This window comes from Novosphingobium resinovorum, assembly GCF_001742225.1.
GTDB classification, from domain to species: Bacteria; Pseudomonadota; Alphaproteobacteria; order Sphingomonadales; family Sphingomonadaceae; genus Novosphingobium; species Novosphingobium resinovorum_A.
This window is the reverse complement of sequence record NZ_CP017076.1, coordinates 65305-90246: the sequence shown is the minus strand read 5'-3', so window position 1 is coordinate 90246 and position 24942 is coordinate 65305. Positions and strand designations below refer to the sequence as shown.

The 24942-nt window shown below is 62.6% G+C and carries 19 protein-coding genes and 1 pseudogene; 1 reads left to right on the top strand and 19 read right to left on the bottom strand.

Annotation, left to right across the window (positions count from 1 at the left end):
- Positions 1-54: 54 nt before the first annotated feature.
- The 3 genes from BES08_RS18095 to BES08_RS18085 are packed head-to-tail and all read right to left on the bottom strand — an operon-like array spanning position 55 to position 4829.
- Entirely contained in the window at positions 55-2382 is a 2328-nt protein-coding gene (locus tag BES08_RS18095) for a TonB-dependent receptor (protein WP_036529666.1), read from the bottom strand.
- 26 nt (positions 2383-2408) lie between these two features.
- A complete protein-coding gene (locus BES08_RS18090; protein WP_036529669.1) occupies positions 2409-3716 on the bottom strand; it encodes a cytochrome P450 in 1308 nt (435 codons plus the stop codon).
- A gap of 12 nt (positions 3717-3728) precedes the next feature.
- Positions 3729-4829, bottom strand: coding sequence for an NAD(P)-dependent alcohol dehydrogenase (locus BES08_RS18085; RefSeq protein ID WP_036529672.1), 1101 nt, complete (start codon positions 4827-4829; stop codon positions 3729-3731).
- 339 nt (positions 4830-5168) lie between these two features.
- On the opposite strand from BES08_RS18085, the gene BES08_RS18080 reads away from it, so the two are divergent.
- Positions 5169-5960 carry a MerR family transcriptional regulator gene (locus tag BES08_RS18080; protein ID WP_051587166.1) on the top strand — a complete coding sequence of 264 codons (792 nt, stop codon included), beginning with the start codon at positions 5169-5171 and terminating at the stop codon, positions 5958-5960.
- Positions 5961-5967: 7 nt separating this feature from the next.
- On the opposite strand, the gene BES08_RS18075 is transcribed toward BES08_RS18080, so the two are convergent.
- The 16 genes and pseudogenes from BES08_RS18075 to BES08_RS31925 all read right to left on the bottom strand — a co-directional run.
- On the bottom strand, positions 5968-6975 hold the full coding sequence (locus BES08_RS18075; protein ID WP_069709342.1) for a DUF7064 domain-containing protein: 1008 nt from the start codon (positions 6973-6975) through the stop codon (positions 5968-5970).
- 43 nt (positions 6976-7018) lie between these two features.
- A complete protein-coding gene (locus BES08_RS18070; protein WP_036529676.1) occupies positions 7019-7528 on the bottom strand; it encodes a hypothetical protein in 510 nt (169 codons plus the stop codon).
- A complete protein-coding gene (locus BES08_RS18065) occupies positions 7525-8772 on the bottom strand; it encodes a phosphotransferase family protein (protein WP_051587167.1) in 1248 nt (415 codons plus the stop codon). Before BES08_RS18065 ends, BES08_RS18070 begins: the two co-directional genes overlap by 4 nt.
- A complete protein-coding gene (locus BES08_RS18060; protein ID WP_069709341.1) occupies positions 8769-9740 on the bottom strand; it encodes a DUF7064 domain-containing protein in 972 nt (323 codons plus the stop codon). The genes BES08_RS18065 and BES08_RS18060 overlap by 4 nt, the downstream gene beginning before the upstream one ends.
- Before the next feature lie 20 nt (positions 9741-9760).
- On the bottom strand, positions 9761-12088 hold the full coding sequence (locus tag BES08_RS18055) for a TonB-dependent receptor (protein ID WP_036529681.1): 2328 nt from the start codon (positions 12086-12088) through the stop codon (positions 9761-9763).
- Between the two features lie 575 nt (positions 12089-12663).
- Positions 12664-13431 carry an IS21-like element ISSsp5 family helper ATPase IstB gene (gene istB / locus BES08_RS18050; protein WP_036531279.1) on the bottom strand — a complete coding sequence of 256 codons (768 nt, stop codon included), beginning with the start codon at positions 13429-13431 and terminating at the stop codon, positions 12664-12666.
- A complete protein-coding gene (istA, locus tag BES08_RS18045) occupies positions 13428-14921 on the bottom strand; it encodes an IS21 family transposase (protein WP_081799279.1) in 1494 nt (497 codons plus the stop codon). Before istA ends, istB begins: the two co-directional genes overlap by 4 nt.
- A gap of 56 nt (positions 14922-14977) precedes the next feature.
- Positions 14978-15730: a hypothetical protein gene (locus BES08_RS18040; RefSeq protein WP_197524478.1), complete on the bottom strand. Its 753-nt coding sequence runs from the start codon at positions 15728-15730 to the stop codon at positions 14978-14980.
- Positions 15727-16149 (bottom strand): YbaN family protein, encoded by a 423-nt coding sequence (locus BES08_RS31930; RefSeq protein WP_197524503.1) that lies wholly within the window; start codon positions 16147-16149, stop codon positions 15727-15729. The genes BES08_RS18040 and BES08_RS31930 overlap by 4 nt, the downstream gene beginning before the upstream one ends.
- Positions 16133-16738 carry a biliverdin-producing heme oxygenase gene (locus BES08_RS18035; RefSeq protein WP_036531030.1) on the bottom strand — a complete coding sequence of 202 codons (606 nt, stop codon included), beginning with the start codon at positions 16736-16738 and terminating at the stop codon, positions 16133-16135. Before BES08_RS18035 ends, BES08_RS31930 begins: the two co-directional genes overlap by 17 nt.
- Before the next feature lie 183 nt (positions 16739-16921).
- Entirely contained in the window at positions 16922-18439 is a 1518-nt protein-coding gene (locus BES08_RS18030; protein ID WP_069709340.1) for a surface lipoprotein assembly modifier, read from the bottom strand.
- Positions 18440-18528: 89 nt separating this feature from the next.
- Positions 18529-19308, bottom strand: a complete 780-nt coding sequence (locus BES08_RS18025) for a Slam-dependent surface lipoprotein (RefSeq protein ID WP_069709339.1) — start codon at positions 19306-19308, stop codon at positions 18529-18531.
- A gap of 109 nt (positions 19309-19417) precedes the next feature.
- The gene (locus tag BES08_RS18020; protein WP_036531026.1) at positions 19418-22423 is read right to left on the bottom strand and encodes a TonB-dependent receptor; all 3006 of its coding nucleotides are present in this window, start codon (positions 22421-22423) and stop codon (positions 19418-19420) included.
- 246 nt (positions 22424-22669) lie between these two features.
- Positions 22670-23638 carry a FecR family protein gene (locus BES08_RS18015; RefSeq protein ID WP_231958268.1) on the bottom strand — a complete coding sequence of 323 codons (969 nt, stop codon included), beginning with the start codon at positions 23636-23638 and terminating at the stop codon, positions 22670-22672.
- A gap of 102 nt (positions 23639-23740) precedes the next feature.
- Positions 23741-24241, bottom strand: coding sequence for a sigma-70 family RNA polymerase sigma factor (locus tag BES08_RS18010; RefSeq protein WP_231958267.1), 501 nt, complete (start codon positions 24239-24241; stop codon positions 23741-23743).
- A 268-nt stretch (positions 24242-24509) separates the two neighbouring features.
- Positions 24510-24825: pseudogene (locus tag BES08_RS31925) on the bottom strand (transposase); the annotation flags it as partial.
- Positions 24826-24942 lie beyond the last annotated feature (117 nt).

The following is a 24942-nucleotide window of genomic DNA, read 5'->3' as shown; positions in this document are numbered from 1 at the left end:
CTCTTTTTTTCCGGCTCGGGGGAAAGGGCCTGCGCCCCCTCCCCCGGCCACCCGTCAGAAGCGGGCCGCGAGCGCTACGCCGTAGCTCGCCGGCCGCCCGGTGTACCGCACCTGGGTATCGTACAGGATTGGTGCATTGGTGTAATAATACTCGTTAGTGACGTTATTCGCGAACACCGTGAGTCGATACGCATCGTCAGAAAACGACAATCCGGCACGAAGGTCAACCAGTGTATAATCTTTCAGCTTGGCGGTCGGTACGGTATCGATCACCGAGTAGGTCGAGCTGTTGTGCGTTGCCGTCCCGCCGAGGAATGCCGAGACGCCCTCGCTGAGCGCGAACTCGTAATCAGCGGAACCATTCACCGACAGCTTGGGCGCAAAGGGGATCGGGTTGCCCTCGAAATCCTGCACGCCGCCGTTGAAGCCGACGCCGGTATATTCGTCGATGCGGGTATCGACGTATGTGCCGCCCAGACGCAGGTTCAGGCCATCGACCGGCTCGGCCATGATCTCCGCCTCGACGCCCATCAGGCTCGACTTGGGCACGTTGACCAATGCGTCGAGCACGCCGAACACCGGGTCGATGCGCTTGCCGCGGATCTGCTTGTCCGTATACTTGTAGTAGAACCCGGCCAGATTGAACTGCATGCGCCGGTCTAGCATGCTGGCCTTGAAGCCGCCTTCGAAGGCCAGCACCGATTCCTGCGTGACCGGCGCGAACTGCGCGGTGCTGGATGCATTGGTGAACAGGAAGCTGCCCGCCTTGTAGCCCTTGGACACGTTGGCATAAAGCAGCAGTTCGGGAAGCGCCTGATAGTCTATGCCGCCGCGCCAAGAAACGTTGTCCTGGTCGAGCGAGCCTTCGTACAACGTCGGCAGGAAAGTCGCCTCGTCCAGCGTCACGCATCCGCCGACTGGGATCGCCGGGGTCGGGGCAGCGGTCGGATCGATCGCCTGACGCACCTGGGTCGAGACGGCGGTGAAGAACGCCGCCGCGCCGCCGTTTCCGGCATCGCGCGTGCAGGTCTGCGCGTCGCGCTGGCTCTTGGTGTAGCGCACACCGCCCTTCACCGTCAGGCCGGGCAGGATCTCGTAGTCCGCATTGGCGAAGACCGCATAGTTGTCGATCTGCGAGTTCAGGAAGAACGTGTTGGTATTGGCCGGGAAGCCGAGGTTCGCCACCACCGAGCTTTGCCCCGCATACTGGTCGGCGAATTCCTTCGATGTGGTGTGCTCGAAATTGCCGCCGACGATCCAGCTGAACGGGCCGGAGCCGTTGCTGGCGATGCGCAGTTCCTGGCTGAACGACTTGAGCGAACCATCGAACAGGAACTCCAGCGATTCCACGGCGACGCCGTCGGGATCGTTGACCTGCTTGCGGCTGAAATCGACGTAGGAGGTGATCGAGGTCAGCTTGAGGCTGTCCGAAAGCTCATAGTCGGCGCGCAGGGCCGCCTGCCACTGGCGGTCGTCGCCCTTGGGACGGCGGTTGGGGTTCCAGTCGGCAGTACGCGGCTTGGACGGCGCGAAGGGCGTGGCGGCAAGACCCGCGCCGACCGGGCCGACTTGCGGGAACAGGGCGATGTACTGGCCCGCCTGCGGGTCCGACTTGTCGATCATGCCATTGACGTTGAGCGATACCGAGAGCCGGTCGGTCGGCGTCCAGTCGAGCAGGACGCGGCCCATGTAGAGTTCCTTGTCGCCCAGCTTGTCGTCGTCGGGCCGGGTCTGGCTCTTCTGCCAGGCGCCGCCCTGCGCGGTCTTGGCCGCGACGCGGACGCGCAGCGTGTCGCTGATCGGACCACTGACGAAGCCGCTCGCATCGACTTCGCCGAAGCTGTCGATGCTGGCATTCACGCCTGCCTTGAAGTCGGCGGTCGGCTTGGCGGCGATGTAGTTGATCGCACCGCCCGTCGCGTTCTGGCCGAACAGCGTGCCCTGCGGTCCCTTGAGGACTTCGACGCGCTCGACGTCCAGCGCCGCCGTGCCGACCAGCGCCGGGAACGGCATCGGCACTTCGTCGACGTAGACGCTGACCGCCGGATAGGCCGCCAGCGAGTTCTCGTAGAAGCCGACACCGCGCAGCGTGTAGACCGGCGTGTTGTAGATGCTGTTGGCCACTGTCAGCGCCGGAATCACCTTGGCGAGATCCGACACGCTGTTGACGCCCTGCTTGACCAGATCGTCGGAGGACAGCGCCTGGATCGTCAGGCCGACCTTGTTCAGCGATTCCGAGCGCTTCTGAGCAGTGACGATGATTTCGCCGACGCCCGCCGTGGGCTGCGCCGCGCTCGCCGCTTCGTCCTGCGCCATGGCGACGCCCGGCGTGGCCACAAGGCCGATGAAGGCGACGCCTGCCAGTAACTTGCTGGATTTCATGTATCTTCTCCCGTGAACTTTGTTTTTCAGTTGGTTTCGAAAGCGATCGGCAGAGACTTCAACCCTCCCACGAAGTTGGTCTCGATGTAGCGGGGGCTGCCGTTCAGCCGGACGGCGGTGAGGTGCGGCATCAGCTCTTCGTAGAGGATGCGGATCTCGAGCTTGGCGAGGTTCTGGCCGAGGCACATGTGCGGGCCGGAACCGAACGAGAGGTGCCGGTTGCGCTTGCGGGCGAGGTCGAAAGTCCCCGCGTTCTCGAAAATGTCCTCGTCGCGGCTGGCGGAAGGGTAGGACAACATGAGGCGCTGGCCCTTGCGGATCACGGTCCCGTGCAGGTCGAAATCGTCGATCGCGGTGCGCGTGAAGTGCCGCACCGGCGCCGCCGTACGCAGGGCTTCCTCGACGAAGGACGGGATGAGGCTCGGGTCCGCCTTGAGCCGCGCGAACTGGTCGGGGTGCTCGCACAGCGCTTTCATGCCGGTGGCGGTCGTGGTCGACGTGGTATCGTGCCCGGCGGTGGCGATGGTGATGTAATAGCCGTTGGCGAAGAAATCGCTGATCGGCTCACCGTCGATCTCGGCATTGGCGATGACGCTCATAAGGTCGTCGCGCGGGTTCTCGCGGCGATCGCGGGTCATCGGCGTGAAGTAATCGTAATATTCCTGGATCACCCGGTGGAACTGGCGCGCGGCCATGTCGGGGGTGATCTCGATGTCGCTGCGCTGCTCTTCAGGGTCCTTGGAGCCGAAGAATTCCTGCGTCATCTTCAACATCTTGGGCAGGTCCGTCTCGGGGACGCCGAACATGTTCATGATGACCCTGAGCGGGTATTCGAGCGCGAAATCCTTGACGAAATCCACCTCGCGCGGACCGGCCAGCAGCCGCGCCACGGTGTCCCTGGCGATGATGCGGATATCGCTCTCGAGCCGGGTGATCCTCGCGGGCGAGAAGTACGGAACGGCGATCGAGCGCAGCGCCTTGTGATCGGGATTGTCCATGTGCGTAAGCGCCGCGACGACCTGGCAGGTGCCGTTGTTGGCCGACCGCAGGAAGGCGTCGTCGGCCTGCGGGTTGTAGATCGGATTGTCGACCATGTTCAGGAACACGTCGGCGCGGCGCTCGACAGTGACGACGTCGTTGTACTTCGTGACCATCCAGATCGGATCGTAGCCGCCGAGATGCGCCCAGCCGATCGGCCGGTTCGCCCGCATCCACGCCAGCGCCTCGTGAAACGAAGCCTCGTCGGCGCAGAGGTTCGGGTTCACCACCTTTTCGGCGATGTCATCGGGAATGCGAAGTTCGTCCGGTCCGAACGCGAGTGTGTCGGTCTGCATGATCGGTTGCCTTCAGAAGGTGAGCACGGGCTTGACCACCAGCCCGGCAAGCTGGTCTTCGATCGCCTGGTTGATCTGGTCGAACGGATAGGTGCGCACGAGCTTGTCGAGCGGCAGGCGTCCCGCCTCGTAGTGAGCCAGAAGCTCAGGAATATAGGTGTCGGGGTCGGTATCGCCCTCTATCACCGCCTTCAGCGTCGCGCCGCTGGCGAGGAAACCGAGCATCGAGGTCGAGAACACCGCATCCATCTTCTTGGGCACGCCGAGGAACGCCATCGTCCCGTGCGGGGCGAGCGAGGCCAGCGCCGCCTGCACCACCGCGTCCACCGCCGTGGTATCGACCACGTAATCGACGCCGCGCGCGGCGATGGCGCGGATAGCCTCAGTCACGTCGCCGGCGGCCGGATCGATCGCATGGGTGGCGCCAAGCTCCGCCGCAAGGGTACGCCGCGCGGCTACCGGCTCGATCACGATGATCGGATCGCAGCCCGCAAGTTTCGCCCCCATCACCGCACTCAGCCCCACCGAGCCGCCACCGAAGATCGCGATCGAACGCCCGGCCTTCGCCGCGATCGAGCGCATCACCGCGCCTGCTCCCGTCTGGATGCCGCATCCCAGCGGCGCGGCCATGGTCAGGTCCGCGTCTGCGTGGACCTTCACGGTGTTGTGCTGCGTCGCGATCGCGTAAGTCGCGAAGGATGACTGCGCGAAGAAGTATCCGCCCACGGGTTCGGAGCCGCAGCACAGCGTCGCGCTGCCGTCCGGACGGCGGCCGCTGTAGTTGAGCGTCATCCCCTTTTCGCAGTAGGCCACGTCGCCCCGGCGGCAGTTGGTGCATTCGCCGCAAGAGCCCACGGTGAGCACCACCTTGTCGCCCGGCGCGACCTTGGTGACGCCCGGGCCGACGCGCTCGACGATGCCCGCTCCCTCGTGCCCGAGCACGATGGGCATCTGCACCGGCAGCGACTGGTCGCGTGCCGCGATGTCGCTGTGGCACACGCCCACCGCCACCAGGCGCACGAGAACCTCGCCCTCGCGCGGTTCGTCGATCTCGATTGTTTCAAGCGCAAAGGGGCGCCTGGCCTCGCGCGCAATGGCGGCCGTAATCTGCATATGCCGATTTCCAGTTCAAGAGGGTTTGGCGCGGAGACGGGGAGAGAGTTCGCCCCCGCGCCGGGACCGTCAGCCGCCCGGAAGGACGACGACCGTGTTCGTCTCGGAGTGGTTCAACACGCCCGATGTGGCGCCTCGACCACACCGGCCGGGCGTGGAGCGCGAAGCACCTGCGCGCGTTTGCACTTCGGTCCTTTCAGATGGATGCTGCCTTGCATCTTCGTCTCCCAAGCCATCGCTTTGCACGATCGGCTTCAAGTGCTACGTACTTCGTATACGCAGTTTGTAATCTGATTTACTTCCCGTGACAAGCGGCAAAATCAAAACTAGGAAAATGCCATGAAGATGGGGGAACTGGAGCACCTTACGGGAGTAAACCGGGAGACGATCAGGGTGCTGATCCGCAAGGGTTTGGTACCCCCGCCCGACAAGCCGAAGGCAACCGTGGCGCATTACAGCGACGAGCATGTGCGGGCGATTCGGGCGGTGCGCAATCTGCAACGCGAACATCAGGTAACGCTGGACGAAATCGGAGCGATGCTGCGCGGCGACAAGCTCGACAAGCGGTTGGAGGCGCCCGCGTTCCACCATCTTGAGAATCTGGTGGCCGCGCGCTTCGGTGAGGACGACCGCACGATTGCATTGGAAACGCTGCAGCAGGGAAATCCGCATGCGGAACGCGACGCACGTGGCCTCGCGGCGCTTGGCGCCGTCGAACTCATCGAAACGGAGGAGGGAACGGCCGTCAGCTATACCGACGCGAACCTGATCGGCATCTGGGCACGCATGCGCGAAGCAGGCTTCGAGGAATCGGCCAACTTCTTCCCGGAAGTGCTGGACCACTATACCAAGTCGGCCGACTATCTCGCCTTCGCCGAAGCCACCCGCTTCATCGCCCGCACCGAAGGCCTGATCCGCGAAGAACGTGCAGCCGATATGCTGAGAACCGGCCTCCCCCTCATGCTCGACTTCTTCGGGGTGCTGAGGATGAAGTATTTCATGCGCTACCTGACCGCTGAAAGTGAAGGTCGGCTCCACGAGATCGTACCGCCGCGCCTGGACCGCGCAGGCGCCGCCGATGCCGCGCCCAGACAAGAAGGACGCAGCAATCGGAAGCCTCCCTCCAAGTGAGGAGCGATTACCCCGACACGGCGCGTGCATTGGCAAGACGCGACAGCTTCTTGGAAAGCGTCGTGACGCCGATGACATCGGTCACGTTGCTGAACCCCACCCTGTCGCCCATCGTCCAGCGGTAGAGGGTCTGATACGAAATGAAGGCAGCATAGGCGTTGTGCCAGGGCGCGGCGGCGACGGCGGCGCCCACCATCTCCCATTTGCGGCCCTTGGCGTCGGTGATCCGCACCACGCGGTGCATGCCGAGCAGCGACAGGCTTTCCGCATCAACCTCTGCCGCCACGATGGCGCAGCTTTCACCATCGACCAGAGCATAGCCGAAGCGAAACGTGGTGTAGACGGTCTGCCCATCGACGATGTCCAGCGTCATGATGAGGTGGAACGCCAGATCAGTCCCGAACGTCATGTGCATCCACGAGACGGGCGCAGAGTTCCACTCCGCGCGCGGCCCCCAGCTGCGATCGAGGCCGTCCACGCAATCGACCGCGAAGCGATGGCCGTGCACTTCCAGTTCGCCGGTGATGTGGCCGACGAGGTCGTAATGCCCCTTCGACCAGGAATCGCCCGCACCACTCGCGGCCTCGGTGTCGCCGCCGAAATGCTCCAGCATCGGGTTCTGGCTCGGGTCCAGCGGATCGAACGGGTCCATCAGCCCCTTGAAGCGCAAGTCGAAGCGGCACAGGCCGTCGGTGCCTTTGTACCGGTAATGATAGTCGCGGGCATTGTTGCTGCCGGTGACCGCGAGGCCCGTGGACAGGCGGAAGTCCGACAGCTTCTCCGGGCACTGGACGTGCATCTGCGCATCTGAGTAATCCGCCGCACCGGCATGGGCCACGATGCCCTGGTGGATGTAGACGGACGACAGGCACACGCCCGCGTTCGGCCGCCCAAGGAAGTAGGCATTTCCACTGATCCCGGCTTCGGGCACGGAGAAGATGAGGAACATCGTCTCCGCATAGTTATGCTCGGTCGAACCGTGATGGTGAAAGTCGAGGTCTGCGTTGGTGATCATGATCCGGCCTTGCCTGGTTGGGGGAAGTGTAAAACGGGGCGCGTTACCAGGCGGGTACCGGCAACGCCTCGGGGGTCAGCTCGAAGCCGAAAGGCAAGGCCCATAGCCGCGCCTGCGCCAGCATCGCCTCGCTGCCGTCGAGGATGGCGGCGGTCACGTCCCGTTCGCAGGGAGAGCCATGCGTGGTCGCCACCAGCGCCGCCAGCTGTTCGCGCAAGTGACGGCTGGCCGCCTCGCAATCCGCCGCGTCGCGGACGCAGAGCGCAAGCACCTCTTCGCCCACCGAGATTCCGGCGGCCAGCGCCTCGCTCTCGGCCGGCAGGCTGGGCTGCACGATCGCCCTCGCCCGCTCCGCCAGCGCAAGGCAGGACGACAGTTCGAGCCGCGCGAAGCGGGTCGCTTCGGGAATGCGGTCGGCCACGAAGCCCAGCGTGGCGATCGTCAGCTGCAGTTGCTCGACCACGTGCTTGTCCGCACCGGCGAGCGCGGGCGCTATTACATCGCTGAGCGCGCGGATCGCGATGCGGACCTGCGTTTCGAAAGACTGGTTCATCGTGTGACCTCCAGAAACCGCTCGCGCAGGTCGGCGATGGCCGTGTGCCCCATCTGCGACACGAAGTTCACGAGCACGTCCTGATGCGTCCCCGCCTGCAGCGAAGCGCGCGCCGAGGCGGCGAGCGTCAGGACGCAGACGAGATAGCGGTTGAATATCTCGAAGTAGCGAATCCGCACCGGATCGACCGGGAGTCCGGAGGCCGCCTCGTATGCTGCGTAGAAATCGTCCTTCGGCATCATCCCTGACGCCAGCACGCTCCTGCCATCCTCCGAAAGATGCTGGAAGGTGGGCAGCGTGGCGTAGGTGAGGTCCTGATGCCGATCGCCGATGACCGCGCCTTCCCAGTCGAGCCAGGCGGTGATTTCGCCGGACGCCTCGTCGAACAGGAAGTTGCCGCTGCGATAGTCGCCGTGGACGATCGACGGGCGGTCCACCGGCGGCGCGTGGGCGATGAGCCACTGGTAGACGACTTCGAGGAAAGGCTCCTCCTCGATCCGGTCCTCTTCCCAGATCCGGCGATAGGCGTTCACCTGCCGGATCACGGATGCGTTCGAGCCCTCCTGCGCCTGCATGAACGAGGCCATCGCGGTGCATTCGCCCGGATCGACGGTATGCAGGCGCGCGAGCAGGAAGACGAAATGCGGCGCGAGTTTCGCGCGCAGTTCGGGGCCGTAGTTCTGCCCAAGGCCCGACACCTTCTCCACGCCGACGCTGGGCTTTGCCGCGCCTTTTGCAAAGGCATAGACCATTCCCGGATACGGCAGATGGCGTGCCTCTGGGTCCACCCAGTAGGGGCGCGGCGCCGGGATCACGCCCTGCACCGCATTCAGCACCTCGAATTCGCGGCGCCGACTGGATTCGGTCACCGAGGCGGCGGGCTCCATGCGCAGCACGAGAGTTTCGACGCTTTCGGGAGCCTGCCCGTCCAACCCGCGCCACGCAAGGTCGAAGACCATCTGCAGCTTCGATGCTCCACCCGACAGCCAGCGGGCATTGGAGACTTGCGCCTCGTAGCCAAGCTCTTCGCCGATCATCGCCGTAACGCCCGCGACCAGCCGTTCGATCGGAACCGCCTTGTACGGATCGCCGCGACGGCGGCGCATCTTGCGGGTCAGGACCGCATCGATCTCGGGCTCGGTGGGGTAGCGATCGCGGATGCGGGCGATCATCGCCTCGTCGGGATGGCGCCGCTGCGCCTCGGTGAAGGACAGCACCGGATGGGACATCACCGCCGCCGTCATTGCGCGAACTCGTCGGCCATGCCCTCGGACAGGAAGTTCAGCCCGCTGAAGTCGGCGATGTGACTGTAGCCGACGCCATGGTCGCTCTCCCAGCGCATGAGCGTCTGGTACGCCGCGCTCGACGGGTTGAAGTTGTACCAGGGCGCGGCCGCCACGGTCGATCCGCGCGCGGTATAGACATTGCCGCGGTCGTCCTCGAACCGCACGTCGGCCCGCGTCACCAGCATGTCGGAACGCTTGGCGGTCATGCTCGCGTACACGATCGGGCGCCGTTCGCCGTCGATCGCCAAGAAGCCGTACTTGAACGGCCCGTAGCGTAGTTCCTTGTTCTCGAACCCGAGCCCGAAGACGAGGAACGCGCCCGTCTCGCCGTCGAGGTCGACATGGACCCAGCTGGCCGCCTTGTTGCCCCAGTCGCGGCGCGGGCCCCAGCTCTTGTCCATGCCGTCGACGCAGCGGATGGCATAGCGCCGGCCGCGCAGCAGCAGCGATCCTTCGATGCGCCCCCTGCTTTCCATGTGCCCGTTGTTCCAGCCGTCGTAGCCATCGACCTGCCCGCCTCCCAGCGCCGGGACTTGTGCTGGATCATGCGGATCGAACGGATCGCAGATCGCCCGGAACGACAGGTCCACCTCGCAGGCGCCGTCCAGCGACTTGTACGTGAAGCGGCTGTTCCGTTCGTTGAACGCCTTGAACGACAAGCCGTTTTCCAGCGTGAAGTCGGAAAAGTCCTCCGGGCAGGGCAAATGCATCTGGCTGTCGTTGTGATGTATCTGCCAGGGATGGAAACACATCCCCTTGTGTATCTCGATCGAGCTGTGACAGATGCCCAGGTTCGGCCGCGCCAGCACGTAGAGATTGCCGCTGACGCCTGCTTCGGGGACCGAGAAGATCACGAAGATCGTCTCGGTCCAGTGCGGGTCGGCCGGATCGCGGGGGTGGAACTTGAAATCGTCGGCAGTAATCATGGCTCTGCTTTCTACGAAATTCAGAAACGATAGCGGGCTTCGAGCATGAAGGTGCGGGGCTCACCGGGAACCACGAAGTTCAGACCGAACAGGCTCGCGAAGCCGATGCCGCCGCTGTAGTAGGTCTTCTTGAAGGCGTTCTTCACCAGTACCGACAGCGACAGCCCGTCTTCCTTCTGCTCCAGCCCGACCCGGAAGTTGGCGAGCGCGTAACCCGGAATCTGGGTGTTCGGATTGAGCGACTTGCCGGTCGAGCTGTAGTAATTGGAAGTCTGCGCGTAGACGTCGCCATGAAGGACGGCGTTGAACCGCTCGCTCACCGGGATCGTGATGTCCGAGTAGAACACGCCCGACCATTTGGGCGTATCCGGATAGGTATCGTAGACGGCGGTGCCGGTGCTGGTCCCGTCAGTGCCGATCACCGACACCACGTTATCCGTGAAACGCGCATGGGTGTAGTTGACGTTGCCGCCGATGACCAGCCAGTCTGCTGGCCGGATGTTGCCGTCGAGTTCGAAGCCCCTGATCTTGGCCTTGGGCACGTTCACGGTGATGCCGGCCAGCCCGCCATAGATCGAGGTGTAGAAGGCGCGCTGCACGTTCTTCACCCACATGTTGTAGAGCGCCAGGTTGAGATTGACCGGCATCGTTCCGGCATAGCCATGGAACTTCGCGCCCAGTTCGACATCGGTGGCGATCTCGGGGCGGTACTCGCCGCCAGATTCATCCGCGAAGCCCGGCGTCGGCGGTGCGTGGAAGTTGAACCCGCCACTGCGGAAGCTGCGCCGCGACGAGGCGTAGAGCAGCAGGTCCGGCGTCACCTGGTTCTGGATGCCGGCGGTCCAGCTCAGCTTGTTGAAGGTGTCGCGCTGCGGATCGATGAAGCGTCCGTCGGCATAGAATGGCGCGAATTCGGGATGGGTCGCGGCGGAGAACAGGTCGTCGGCGTCGCGAACGAAGCTGACCTTTTCCGATGTGTAACGGATGCCGCCCGTCACCTTGAAACCGGCAAGGCCGGTGTCGAACGTACCCTGCGCGTAGCCTGCGATGGCCTTGCTCGTGGTCGTCCCCGCATTGATCTGGGGCGGCAGGCCAAGCTCGTTCAGGATGTAGCTGGTGTTGCGCGTGTGATCGGCGATCTTGGCCGCATAGACGCCGGTGACGTATTCGAGACGCCCGTCGATCGCCTTGCCCACCAACTGCAGTTCGTCCGAGATCTGCTCGATCGTGCCCCGGCTGCCCTGAGCGCCCGTCTGCGCATTGCCGCGTCCGTCGATGCCGTAGGAAGTCCCATCGAGGTCACCCGCGTCGAGGAAGCCGACATGGACATAACCGAACACGTTCTTGAGCGTGACATTATCCGCGATCTCAAATGACGTGATGTTCGACACCACCCATTTCGAAATGCGGTGATCCCCCAGCGAGTCGACGTCGACCACGAAAGGACCGCGTTCGCGCTGCGCCTGCGCGAAATCGGCGAGACCGGGGAACAGCACATTCGTCGGGACGAAAGGATAACCCGGCGCATTGGCACTCGCCGGCACGACGTAGGACACCGAACCGGAAATGTTGGTGCCCTTGTCATGGTAGTATTCCGCGACAAGATCATTGGTAAAATCGGGCGACGGCTTGAGTGTAAGACTGAACCTGACGCCTTCCCGCTCGATCTTACCCAGCTTGCTGCCGTCGTAGAGATTGAGCTGATACCCGTCCCGCGACCGGTAGACCCCCGCCACCCGCACGAGCACCTGGTCCTCCACGATCGCGCCGCCGACCGCGCCTTCGAGCTGGAAGTCGTTGAACCGGCCGTAACGGACCGATCCGTAGCCGGACAGTTCGTCGGTAGGCTTGCGCGTGGTGAACAGCACCGCGCCGCCGGTCGCATTGCGGCCGAACAGGGTGCCCTGCGGCCCCTTGAGCACCTGCACCGACTGCAGATCGTAGAAGGCCGTCTGCCCCACGCCGCCCACCTGCACCTCGTTCACATAAGGCAGGACTGCGGGCAGCGAGCTGGTGAAGGTATCGACCGTCTGCCCGCGCAGGGAGTAGTTCAGCTGGTTATCGTTCTGCTGCGCTTTGACCGTCAGCCCCGGCGCCGCCATCTGGAGGTCGCGCTCGGACACGATCGCCTGTCTGGCAAGGGCGTCACCGGTGACGACAGATACGGCGACGGGCGTACGCTGTAAGCTCTCCGAGCGGCGCTGGGCGGTGACGATGATTTCGGCCGATGCCGCAGCCGTGGATGCGCTCTGCGGCTGTGAAACCGGTACTTCCTGGGCGGCGGCATGGCTCGATACGGCAAGCAGCGCCACGCCGGCGCTGGACGACAGAAACTTCTGCAAGGCCATTTGGTGTCCCCTCCGACATCATTCCTTTCCGGCTTTGTCGCCGGATGAAGGCTCTCCTGGTCCGCGCGATTGATTTTTTGGCCAGAAGGCAGTGCGCGAACTGCGACTCAACCTATCACAAGATAACTGGTTTACAAGTAGGCCAGTCGTTACATTTCTCAATGATTATGGCGATGGATACGGACTATGCAGCATTTTCAAATTAGATCGGCCGTTATAATGGCACCGGAATTCGACCATGCCCACAAGTTTCAGCCAGGTTGAGCTGGCATGGAAAGGGACGTGCTGCATAAGAAGGGGGGAGCCCGCATGTTGTGCACGTGCCAAACGCAGCAATCGGCAGAAATCGCCAGTTCGCATGAACGAGATACCACTGATGTCAGACGACAACGCCTCGCCCAATGAACCATCGTCGGCCGCCATCGCGGACCAGCTGGTGATGCACACGATAGTGTCAACGGCGGAGCAAAAGTCGGCCATTCGGCGGCGTAAAACCAGGCCACGGTGTTACATGCCGGGGGGAGTGGCGTGAGGGCGTAGCCCGAAGGCCACTCCCCCCGGCATTGGCTTGATTTTCAGGGTCTGGTTTTGGCCTTTCGGGCCCGGCTGTGAGCGAGGCGATAGCTTTCGCCGTTCATCTCGAGGATGCTGACGTGATGGGTCAGACGATCGAGGAGCGCGCCTGTGAGGCGCTCGGATCCGAAGGTTTCAGTCCATTCGTCGAAGGGCAGGTTGCTGGTGATCAAGGTGGAGCCGCGCTCATAGCGCTGGGAGATCAGCTCGAACAACAGTTCGGCACCGGTCTTGGAGAGCGGTACGAAGCCCAGTTCGTCAATGATGAGCAGCTTGTATCCGGCCATCTGCTTCTGGAAGCGCAGGAGACGCCGCTCGTCGCGCGCCTCCATCATCTCGCTGACCAGCGCCGCCGCAGTGGTGAAGCCCACCGACAGTCCTTTCTGGCATGCTGCCAGCCCGAGCCCCAAAGCTACGTGCGTCTTGCCGGTGCCCGATGGCCCCAGAGCGATGGCGTTCTCACGCCGCTCGATCCACTCGCAGCGCGCCATCTCGAGCACCTGCATCTTGTTGAGCCTGGGGATAGCGGCGAAGTCGAAGCTGTCGAGGCTTTTGACGGCGGGGAAGCGCGCGGCCTTGATGCGCCGCTCGACCATACGACGCTCCCTGTCGATCATCTCCATCTCGACGAGACGGGCGAGGAAGCGGATATGATCGACGCCTTCAGCGGCACATTGCCGGGCGAGCTTGTGATGCTCTCGCAGGCACGTAGGCAGCTTGAGTGCCTTGAGATGGTGAGCGAGAAGAATCTCCGGTGCCTGATCGCTCATGCGGCCTCCTGCCTGTCGGACAGCAGGCTCATATAGGCTCTGGCAAAGGTCTTCTCGACCGTCGTGCGTGGCAGGAAGGGATAGACGTCCAGGTCCAGCCTGGGCGGCACGCGTTCGACCCGGCACAGGACCAGGTGCCTGACGGCATCGAAGCCGATGGCGCCAAGGTCGATGGCCTGTTCCACCGCCGCCTGGAGATCGGCGATGGTGAACGTTTCCAGCAGGCGCAGCACCTGTACATATTCGCGCCTGCCATGTTTGTGCATGCGCCCTTCCATCAACCGCTGGAGCGTCCCGAACGCTTCGGGCAGGTCCCAGCCCTGCAAAGGGGCCGCCTGGTCGAATGCGTTGATCTTCTGCTCAATCAGCGGGAGATAATGGAGCGGGTCGAAGATAACCTCCTCGCGGGCATGGCAACGCGGGTGACGGGCGATGACCTCGCTGCGGCATCCGATCACCACCGCATCGACATAGGCCCTGATCCAGACTTCCTGATGGCCCCAGGCCACCGGAACCGAATAATCGTTGGTCCTGTAGCGCACCAGGGATTGCGAGGAGACCCGCCCCCCGGTCTGATCGCAGGCCTCGAAGGGTGTAGCGGGCAGAGGCTGCATCGCCGCCAAATCGCGCTGCAAGCGCTCACCGATCGTCTCGCTCTCCCCGCGCACCTTGTCCTGCTGGCGCCTGCGGCATTGCTCCTCCAGCCACAGGTTGAACGCCTCCCAGGTCGGGAACTTCGGGATCGGCACCATGAAATTGCGGCGGCAGTAACCAACCAGCCCTTCCACATTGCCTTTCTCGTTCCCCTTGCCCGGGCGGGCATAGCGGTCGCGGATCACGTAATGCGACAGGAAAGCGCTGAACAGCGTGGCACGCTTGCGCGTGCCGTCTGGCAGGATCTTCGCCACCAGGCAGCGATCGTTGTCATAGACGATCGAGCGCGGCACCGCGCCGAAGAACGCGAAGGCATGGACATGTCCGTCCACCCAGGCCTCCGCCACCGCCGCCGGATAGGCTCGCACATAGCAGGCATCACTGTGCGGCAGATCGAGCGCGAAGAAGTAAGCCTTTTGCTCCACCCCGCCGATCTCCACCAGCGCTTCCCCGAAATCGGCCTGCGCATCTCCCGCCGGGTGCGCCAGCGGCACGAACATCTCCCGGCTGCGTTGCTCGCGCTCCCGGATGTAATCCTTGATGATCGTATAGCCGCCGGTAAAACCATGTTCGGTGCGCAAACGGTCGAATACCCGCTTCGCCGTATGGCGCTGCTTGCGCGGGACACCGCGATCCCCCTCAAGCCATCCATCGATGATCCCCACAAACCCGTCCAGCTTCGGGCGCTGCGGTGCAGACTGACGCCGGTAACCCGGCGGCGATGAAAACGACAGCATCTTGCGCACCGTATCGCGCGACACATTGAAACGCTTCGCCGCCGCCCGTTGGCTCATGCCATCCGCGCAAGCCAAACGGACCTGAAGATAAAGTTCCACGCTGTAGATCCCCACACCTCCCTGACTTGGCAGAAAGGCTTCAAGGTGGACGACTTTTACGCCGCCCGCAGCAGGACTATCCCGCCGCTAGCGTGGCCGAATATTGCTCCGCCGTTCTCAGTCCCTTGGTGGCGAGCCGCGCGCGCGCGCGCTGGATAACGGCGGAACCGCTCCAGGTGCGCCAGTATCTGCCCCTCCCAGTTGGGCTGCGCGTTGTTGGAAACCCGGCTTGCGGGTGTGGGCGCGACGATATTCTTGGGAGCGGTGGTTTCGGGAACCGGTGGACCAGGATCAATCACCTCGACAAGCGGCTCGTGCGTTTCTGTAGCCGACAGGGGTGGCGGGACGAGCCGGATCAGGGGCGTCGGAATCACGATGTCGGGCTTTACAACGGGTCGCGCCTCTTGGCTCTCGACCTGCTGCGGACCAGGGGCGACTTCCCGGACAGGCTCTGCCGGCGCGGCCAGCGGAGCCAGTTCCATGACCGTGAGCGGTCGTGTCGTCGAGACAACCGGCGAGCGAACCGCCTTCCATGTGAACAAGGCTGCGGCTAGCATGAGCGCGAACAGAGATGCCGTGCTCCCGAAACCGGCGAGACGCGTGCGCCAGTCCATCGGTTGCTCACAATAGCGCGCGTAAGTGCACGGCACCTCTTCGAACCGAACGCCTGACGCTGCCGATCCGATCGCGTCGCTCCTTTGCCTGGGTCGATCGGGATAATAGGGCCGGAAGGCAATATGGCCTTCAGAGACAGGCGTTTCGCCATTGTTTGTTTCACGCTGGGCTCTGCGATAGCGTCCCGGCCTCATGGTCGCTCTCCTAGCTCCGGTCGCCGAACGATCCATGATGCCCAGAACAACAGGAATGCCAGGATTGCTCCAGACAAAGGCGGACCCGGCCGGACGTGGAACCAGAACAATCCGAACCCTGCCGCCATGCCCGCGCATGCCGCGATCTTGGCGCGGCGTGGTACCGCGCGCTCCTTGCGCCATGCGCGTAGCCCCGGCCCGAAACGAGGATGATTGAGCAACCAGGCTTCCAGCTGAGGGGACGAGCGTGCAAAACAGGGCAGCGCCAACAAAAGAAAATCAGTCGTGGGAAGCAGCGGCACGAAGATGCCGATGAAGCCAAGGGCAACGAGCATCAAAGCCAGGACGAGCCATCCGGCGCGGGCTGCCCGTCCGCGCCGGAGGAGTTCGTGGTGCGTTGCCTCAGCCAAGACGGGCATCGACATGCGCCTGTACCCGCGCGAAAGCCGCCAGCGCGCCTTCATTGACATCCCCTTCCTGCGCATCGGTCAGGATCACGGCATCAAGGGCGGAGGTGAACGCGCGCCAATGCGCGGCCGGGCCCTCCGTTGCGGGCGCGAGATGCCGCGCACCGTGATCGTCGGACAGCCCCAGCTTCTGCGCTTCCTTGCGGAGCAGCGCTGCCCCCATGTTCGAACCTTCGGCGACGTAAAGCCAGCCCAGCGCGGTTCCCAGGTCAAGCAGCGTGTCGACAGCAAAACTGGGCGCCCCTGATATGGGCGCTGCAACATCAAGATCCTCCATGTCCGCCACGACAAGCGGGAGACGGCAACGCTTCATGAGGTCCGGAAAGGCCACCTGAAGGTGCGGTTGCGCGTAGAGAGCCGCCACGTCCCGGTGGAACAGGTACTGGATGCCCAGAAAGCGCTTGTAACGTTCAAGGCTGGCGAAGGAGAACCCGGACATGATCGAGTGGTCCACACCCTCATGGACACCGCGGGTAAAGGCCTTGAGCCGCTTGGCGCGGCTCTGCTCATCAATGGGATGTTCGGTCGTCGCTACGGTCATGGGCAATTCCCTGCCTGGTTGATTGTCTGATGAGCAGGATACCGGGGCGGCCCTGCTTTTCGCCCCCCTTTCCGATCGTCTCCGATGAGGGTGTGAAGCTCGGATCGGGGGGAAGATGGTTCCGCGCGGGAAGGGCCCGAACATCGGCCTTCTGCCCGATTTCGGAATGGCGCATCGGGAGAGCTAGAACGCACGGCTCAGCCTCACGCTGGCGGTGGTGCGCTTGTAGGAATAGAGCCAGTCGATGTTGCTTTCGACGCGATTGTGCTGGAACACAACCTCAGGCGTCAGCCCGGCGAAAGCGAAACCGGGGAAGCGCGCGATCGCCGTGGCATTGAACTGGTCATCGCTCCGCTTGGCGGCGAAGACGGCGCTATAGGCGCGGTTATCGCGATGCCGGTAGGAACCGAGAAGAAGAAGGCTGGCGCTTTTGCCTAGCGTCCTGCCGATCCCCAAGCGCCCGCCCCATTGCCGGTAGGCGTTGGTGGCCGCCGGAGTGTCCTTCACGGCAAGATCCGGGCCGCCAAACACCGTCCATCCCGGCGCCGGCGTATACCACGCGGTCAGGCTGGTATCGATGAGCGGGCCATCCTGGGAACTGAAACCGCGCTGCCGGTAGCGATAGTCGCGATAATTGCCCTCAAGCCGGAGCAGTACTTTACGGGACAGGGTATGCTGCCACTCGGCATTTGCGCCCCAGGCATCGTAGAGGACGGATGAACCTAACGTCCCAATGTCAAAGGATGGCGACAGCGAGAACGTGTCACGCGCAGACTGATATTGGTAGCCAAGCCGCATGATGAGGCTGGCTTGCGAGTACTCATGTTCACTTGGGTACACATCGCCGAAAAGGAGCGCGCGGGCGCGCAAACCGTGATGGCCCGATATCGGAATGCTGCGGTTGAGCGAGCCTTCGAAACTGATCCCCATGGCCTTTACCGCATCGGGCAACTGCCGGTCGAACAGGCAAGTGCCGTCGCTGGTCGCCAGCAGGCAGGTGTAGCTTTCGGACGATTGATTGAGATTGGTGCTGTAGCTGGGGCCTATGGCGATATTGCCTTGCCAGCCCCGCCGCTGTCTCAACGCCAGGAGAAAGGCGTCTACGGTACGGACCACCCCCGTCGATCTGTCGCCATCGACAACCAGGCGTTCGCGCACCTGCCGGAAGGCGTCCTGCGCTTCACGGTCCTTGCGGTTTTCGAACAAGACCCGCGCCAGTTCTAGTTGGCCCGACATGAGATCGGGGTCGAGCTCCACCAGTGCACGATAATGCCGTTCGGCTTCACCCAGCTTGCGATCCTGGCGCGCAAGCGCGCCCTTGGCGAAAAGCACGAGTTTGGGATCACGATCTGTGTATCCCTCATAGGCCGTCAGAAAACGGCGAGCCTCGCTCCATATGCGGCGCCGGATCGCAATATAGAGGGCCTGTCCCATCTCATCGACATTATCGCCGACCGCGTAAGTCTTGCCGTCGATTTCCAGCGACGTCGGGGGCCCGTCCAGCGCGTCGGCATCTTCGAGAAGCCGGGACTCTGTCTTGCGCTCCTGCCCCTGCAACTCCTGATCAAGGCGCAGCCTGGTATCCTGTTCCGCTGTGCTCTGTGCCAGAACAGGGACCGAAACGCATGGAGCGGCGGCACACAGAAGCGTTGTCAGACCCGTTCGACAACGCGATGCAATGGCAAAATTCAAAATCGGCATGTTAGGCTTCGATCTCTGCGGCGATTTCGCGCAAGAGAGGCCAGAGCCGGGAAAGCCCGGCCCTGACCTCGGTGTTCACAGATGCGCGATCACTGCTTGCCGCCAAAGGCGGTATCGTACTGGCTGCTGCTGAACTCCACGATGCCAGCCAGCGCCTGGGCCGTAGACCCGAAGAACTGGCCGCTCACGATACCGCTGCTGGCGACCGGCACCGTGGCACTGGTGGAAAGGTTGAACGCTTGCGCGTCAACGCCGGTGATCGTCGAGCCCAGGATGTCGGCCGTGCCGATATCGACCTTGTAGTTGGCCGACTGAATCGAGCCGGTCAGCGTGTCGTCGACAAAGTTTGCGGTGAAAGTCCCGCTCAGCTGACCATTCCCGACATAGTTGCTCACACCGTAGACGTTATAGTTGACCGCCGTCCCGGTGAGCGCATTCACGGCTGCGTTCGTCGAGGCGCCGGTGCCGCCGAAATAGACGGTGTGGTCGCCGGCCGATGCGCTGCCGGTCTGGCTCCATTCGCCGTAGTAAACGTCATAACCATCGACCTTCGAGAAATCGAAACGACCATATTTCGAATGATCGGTGGTGGTGCCGGTCGGGTTGTCTACCGTGGTCACGATGTTGGCTGTCGGCGTAGCCGTCCCCTGCAGACCTTCGAAATCGACGAAAAAAGTGCCGGGCCCGATAGCCGGAACGGAGATTCCGACCTTCCCGATCGTATGAGGCCCAAACGGGACGTTGCTGACGCCGATCTGGACCTTTGCCGAGTCGCTCGTATCGGAAACGATCTGCGCCTGTGCGGTCCCCGCGAGAGCGAAGGAAACGGCCATGGCGCCAACAACGGCTTTGAGATGAACGAATTTCATTCTAGTTCTCCTGCGATCAAAGCACCTGACCATCAGGTGCTCTTGTCCAGGGTCGCCGCCGTCATCCCGTTTGCAGATGGCAGATGCGGTGGCGGCCCTGAATCCCGTGTCAGAACCGTCCTGTCAGGCTCAGTCGTACCGTCCGTCCCGGAGCGGGCAGCATCGAGCGCGAAAGCGGGTCCATGTAATAGCGGTCGTTGAGGTTCGTGCCGGCCAGTTCGGCGCTGAACCGATCGTTGAGGCGAAAGCGCGCATAAGCGTCGAACGTGATGATCTCGCCCCATGTGTAGGGGATGTTGAGCGCGCACCCGCTGACGCACGTCTCGCCAGTGGTCCATTCCTCCAGCGGGTCGGAATTTTTGTAGGCGCTATACCAGGTCAGGCGCCCGCCAACCTCAAGACGTCCCTCGAAGAAGCGTCCACCGACGTTCCAGTTCACGCTGGCCTCCGGCGTGGCCTGGGTCAGCAGGAAGCTGCTGACGAAACCATATTTGACGCAGTTCGGCACACGATAGCCGCGAGCAGTGTCAATTCGCACTGCCACGTCTTCATCGCAGACTTGGTTCTTGGTCATATGACCGGCACTGATATCGGTGAAGAAGCGCCCATTATCGAAGCGCGCCTGCAACTCCAAGCCGGCGATGGTCTGCCTGTCGAGATTGCTGAACAGCAGGTTGCTGGTACGTTCGATAACGTCATGTGTGGTGTTGTGATACCAAGTGAGCTTGACGTCGGCGCGCTGGCCCTCGCCGCGCAGCCCGAAAAGCGGCCGCAGGTCCTGTATGAAAGCGGCTTCCCAGGATTTCATGCGTTCAGGCTTCAAATTCTGGAAGGGATCGATCGACGCGGAAAAGCCGATCGTGCTCTCGAACATGCTGGGCCAGCGCAGCGCCTCGGCATAGCGGACATAGCCGCGGCTGCTGTCGCTGATGTAAACCGTCGCCGATACGCTTGGCACCCAGCCATGCCCGGACTTGCGCTTGGTTTCAGTGATGGAAATCAACTCGTTTACCGGGCTGACCACACATGTCCCGGCAGCATAATTGGTAATCGAGTCCAGATAGCCGTTGATGCAGATGTTGCCGGAGCGGCTATACTTACCCTCCGCATCCGGCAGCCAGTCCGATCCGGCATGAGTTACCTCGAATGCGTACGGATTGGCCGCATAAGCTGCCACCTGCCTCGCGACGGCCCTGTCGATTGCCGCCTGCGAGGCACCGGTGCTGGCCAGTTCGGCCCTGCGCCAGGCTTCGAAGGCCTCGACCCCGAATTCCGACGTCTGGTAACTCGTCGTGCTCTTGAAAGCATAGGACTGAAGGATCGAGCCGCCACTGGCTTCGATCAGTTTGGGCAGGAAATCGTCCTTCGCCCAATAGCCGGTATAGGCGAGGCCCGCATTGAGCTTCAGGAAGCTGACAGGCTTCCATTCGCCGCTCAGATTAATGCGATACTCCTCGCGGCGCCCTTCGCGCGGATAGGCGCGCGAGCCAAAATCCGTGTAGAGCAGGTAATCGTCGTTCGATCGCAGTTTCTCGTGCTGCCAGTTGGCATCCAGTACAAAACTCAGTTTCGATGAGAGGTTGAACTGGTTGCTCGCACTGAAGCCGAAGCGATCGTTACGCGAATTGGCTAGCGCCGTGTTGACGATGATGGGATTGGCCGTCGAGGCCGCATTGGGAAAGCCGCCCGCGCTATAAGTATCGCTGACGGTATCCGTCAGCCAAGCCGTTGCCTTGAAATCGATGAAACGGCTGTCGGGCTGCCATTTATACTCGGCGTTCCAGGCCTGGGCATGCACCTTGCTTTCGGGCCACTGGATATTGCCGAAGGTATAGCCATCGCCCGTCGTCATGATCCGTGAAGGCATGATCTCCCCGAACCGCGACCCAGTATCGCGAAAGCCGATTTGCAACGCCTGGTCGTCGGCGATGTTCCATTTCGCCTTGAGCATCACCGATTCCAGTTCGCTCGATGTGTTCGGCACTTCGTTGCCGGGCTCGTAATGGAGACCCAGCACGCGAACATAGGTAGTCGCGCCCAGAGCAAGGCCTTCCTGCTGGTAATAGTCGGCCTTGTTCGTGCCCGAGAAGTAGTTGCCGCGCTCTCGGAACGCATAAGCGCCGAACAGCTCAAGGTCGCCAATGCGCCCCGCCGCCGCGATCCGGATCGCCCGGTCGCCGGCCGAGAACGCTTCGTTATCGTCTTTGGTCCGCAGGTTCACGCGCAGCGAAGGATCGCCGTAGGGGAAACTGGCCGAGAAACCTGTCGGAAACCCCGGAACGTCGAGATGATTTTGCCCCGTCAGCAGTGTTGGCCAACGCGGGTTGGTCGAGTTGTTGCCGCCTTCCAGCTTCAGTTCGATACCGAAGGTTTCGCCGGACTTCAGGATATCGGCTGCGTCGAGCGTGTTGACGACCACCGCGCCGCCAGTTGATCCGTTGACCCCGCGCGTGGATACCGGCCCCTTGAGAACCTGGATGCCGGAGATCAGGCTGGGATCGATGTAGCTGCGGTTCCCCGCGCCGTTATAGCCCTTCCAGACCGTCAGCGCCTGCTCGGTGCCATCGATGATGACCGGGACCCGTCCTGGCCCCTGAATCCCGCGAATGCTGGGATCGAGCGCGCCGCCATTGCGCGCGTCGCCACTGAACACGTTGACCATGCCCTTGAGCACGTCCGCCGTGTTGGTGCCGCGATAACGCTCCACCTCTTCGCGGCTTGCGAAAGTGGAGGACACATCTCGGTCGTAAATCTCGTCCTTGCGTCGCTCGTCGCGCTGGGCGCCGGTTTCCTGTGCGGCGACGGCAACATCGCCCGTGCCTTCGACCCGTAGAGGACCCAGGACAACCGTCTCGCCCTGCCCTTGGTCGGGCTCCGACACCGCAATGCGGCGCAAGGACACGATCCTGCCGTCGATGCGCGCTGCAAAGCCCGTCGAAGCCAGGAGCCTGTTCAGCGCCTGCGAGGCGCTCATGGTGCCGCGCACCGCAGGTGCCGAGATCCCGCGCACCTGATCCGCGTCCATACTGACCTGAAGCCCGGACTGGCGACCAAAATCCGCCAGGGCATCGACCAGCGATTGCGCTGCAATGTCGAAGTTGCGAGGCGTCTGCACACGTGCTTCCTGCACTTGCGCATGCGTCGGTGTATTCAGTCCTGCGGCGGCCCCTGAAGCCAATAGCGCGCTCGTCCAGATCCGCCGATTTACAAACCCTTGGAAAATACCCCCCGAACCCACCTCGTGCATTCCTTCCGTCTAAATCGTACGCTCAACCTGAACCGCTATTGCGACGCAGTTGCACTGCTTAAACGTGCCAGCTGAAACGGATTCCGGAAAAAAATGGGAGGGGGCACAAAAAACTTAGTCGGTGACAATGCGTACCCAGGGCGAAGCATTGATGACTCGCACGTCATGCGCCCGTGTCAGGGCTTCAAGCGCCTGGTCGGGATGGCTTAGATCGTAAATGCCGCTTACGCGGCGCTCGGCGAGCGCCGCTCCCCGAACGACGATATAGCCCTTGTACCATGGACGGATGCGGTCGATCACGTCTGCGATCGACTGGTCGTCGACGATCGCAATGCCCTCGCGCCAGACGGCCACTCGGTCAGGACGGATCGCACCGCGCACGGCCCTGCCCGCCGCGTCAGTCGTTAGCGACTGTCCCGCTGTCAAAAACATCCTATCGGGGGTTATGTCTTCTGGTAGGATCACTGCGACCTTGCCGCGCGCAACACCCACATCCGCGCCACGCTGGGTCTTTCGAACGGAAAAGGCAGTACCCAGAACGGTGATAGAACTGGCACCGGCCTCGATCCTGAACGGACGCGCCGTGTCGCGCGCGACATCGAACCAGGCCTCTCCGCGCAGCAGGCTTAAGTTGCGGCCATTTGCGCCATTGACAAAGGCAATGGCCGAATCCGGCGCCAGATGGACTTTGCTTCCATCCTCCAGCGTCACGAGACGGACTTGACCAGTCCCGGTCGTCTCGTCCGCGTGAAGCTGAAGCCAGAGACCAGGCGCGATCGCCCAGCCTAAAGCGAGGGCGATCGCGGTGAATGCCAGCGTGTTCCTGCTCCGCAACGTCGCGCGCGCCAAGGATGGCGGTATCCAGGTCCGCTTTTTTCGCGATGGTCCAGCAGCGGTCATCAGGAGGGAGACCCGCGTGGTTTCTTCCCACGCGGCAAGATGGGCCGGACTCGAGTTCAGCCAGTCTATGAAAGACAGGCGCAGCCCATCATCTTCGGGATGGTCGTCAAGTTTCACCAGCCACGCGGTGGCCTGGCGGCTGAGATCGACCCGCTCTGGCTCCACCTCCTCGTTCCCGCTCATCGCCTTGTCCTGTGGTGCGCCGCCGAGCGGCACATGCTTGTCGTTGCTCTACGCATTAAACGAACGGCACTCCTGAAATTCCGGAACTTTCTGCAAACGAGGTCAGTGCCTGCGCTTCAACGCCTTTTTGCAGAACTCGACGGCATCGATCACCAGTTCGGATGCGACACTTTTGGAGATGCCTAGTTCGACGGCGATTTCGATCAACTTCATACCGTCGAAGCGGTGCATCTCGAAAGCCCGGCGCGTCCGTGCCGGCAATCTCTCCATGGCTAAGCGAAGCCGTTCCAGTTCGTCCTTTGCCTCCAAGACAGCCTGCTGCGATGGCTCATCGCTCGGTACAAAGCCTGCCAGCCCTCCCCCATCGGGTATGAAGAGCCGGTTCGCCCGTCCCTGTTGGCGCTGCCTGTCGAGAGCGAGGTTCCCCACGATCCGAACGAGATAACCATGAGGTTCCTCAAGCTGGCGCGCGCCTGCAACTGCGCGGAAGCGCAACCAGGCCTCCTGCATCACATCCGCTGCTTCGCTAGAATCCCCGGTTATCCTCGTGGCGTAACGAAGAAGCTCCGCCTTTGCCGCGAGAAATACCTGAAGGGTATCCACTTTAGACACCCGATGTCGCGCCCCCGCCAACTCTAATGATGAGATGCTCAGTAGCACTTAGGAATTTGCGAACCAATCGCAAAAACGTTCATGAGTACGAAGATTCTTTCCTAGCGATCCATACGAAATTGGCGCCAAGCCCGACCGACGGCATGTGGGGCGCGTTGCTGCCATCCTGCCATCGACCCGTCCTTGCCGCTCAAAGTCTGACGTGGTCCCGCCTTCTTGGACAGTTTGACGGCTGAGTTAAGCTAATCCCATTTGTCGTTCATGCCGCCATTTTGGTTATGAGATGATGGGGGGGCATGCCCCCCATCACCTGATTGCGCGATCCGCCCATAGGCCTCTGCCGGGGTTTGTCCGGCCAGACCCGAGTGCGGCCTCAAGGTGTTGTAAAAGGTAATCCACCGGGCAAGACCAGATCCGGTTTCGAAGGCATGGAGATAGGCACACTCGTACTTCAGGGATCGCCAGAGGCGCTCGATGAAGACGTTGTCCATCCAACGCCCCCGACCATCCATGCTGATGCGAACCTCGGCCTCGCGCAGTACGCTGGTAAAGGCCTGCGATGTAAACTGGACGCCAAGAACCGGCTGAATTTGGCATGATTTTGACGTGACGGCGCGGGAGGGTCCGGTGGGCCTCTGTTTTATCCTCCTGATCTTCTGATTTTCGGGTGTTGGACAGCCTGAAGGCCGGTT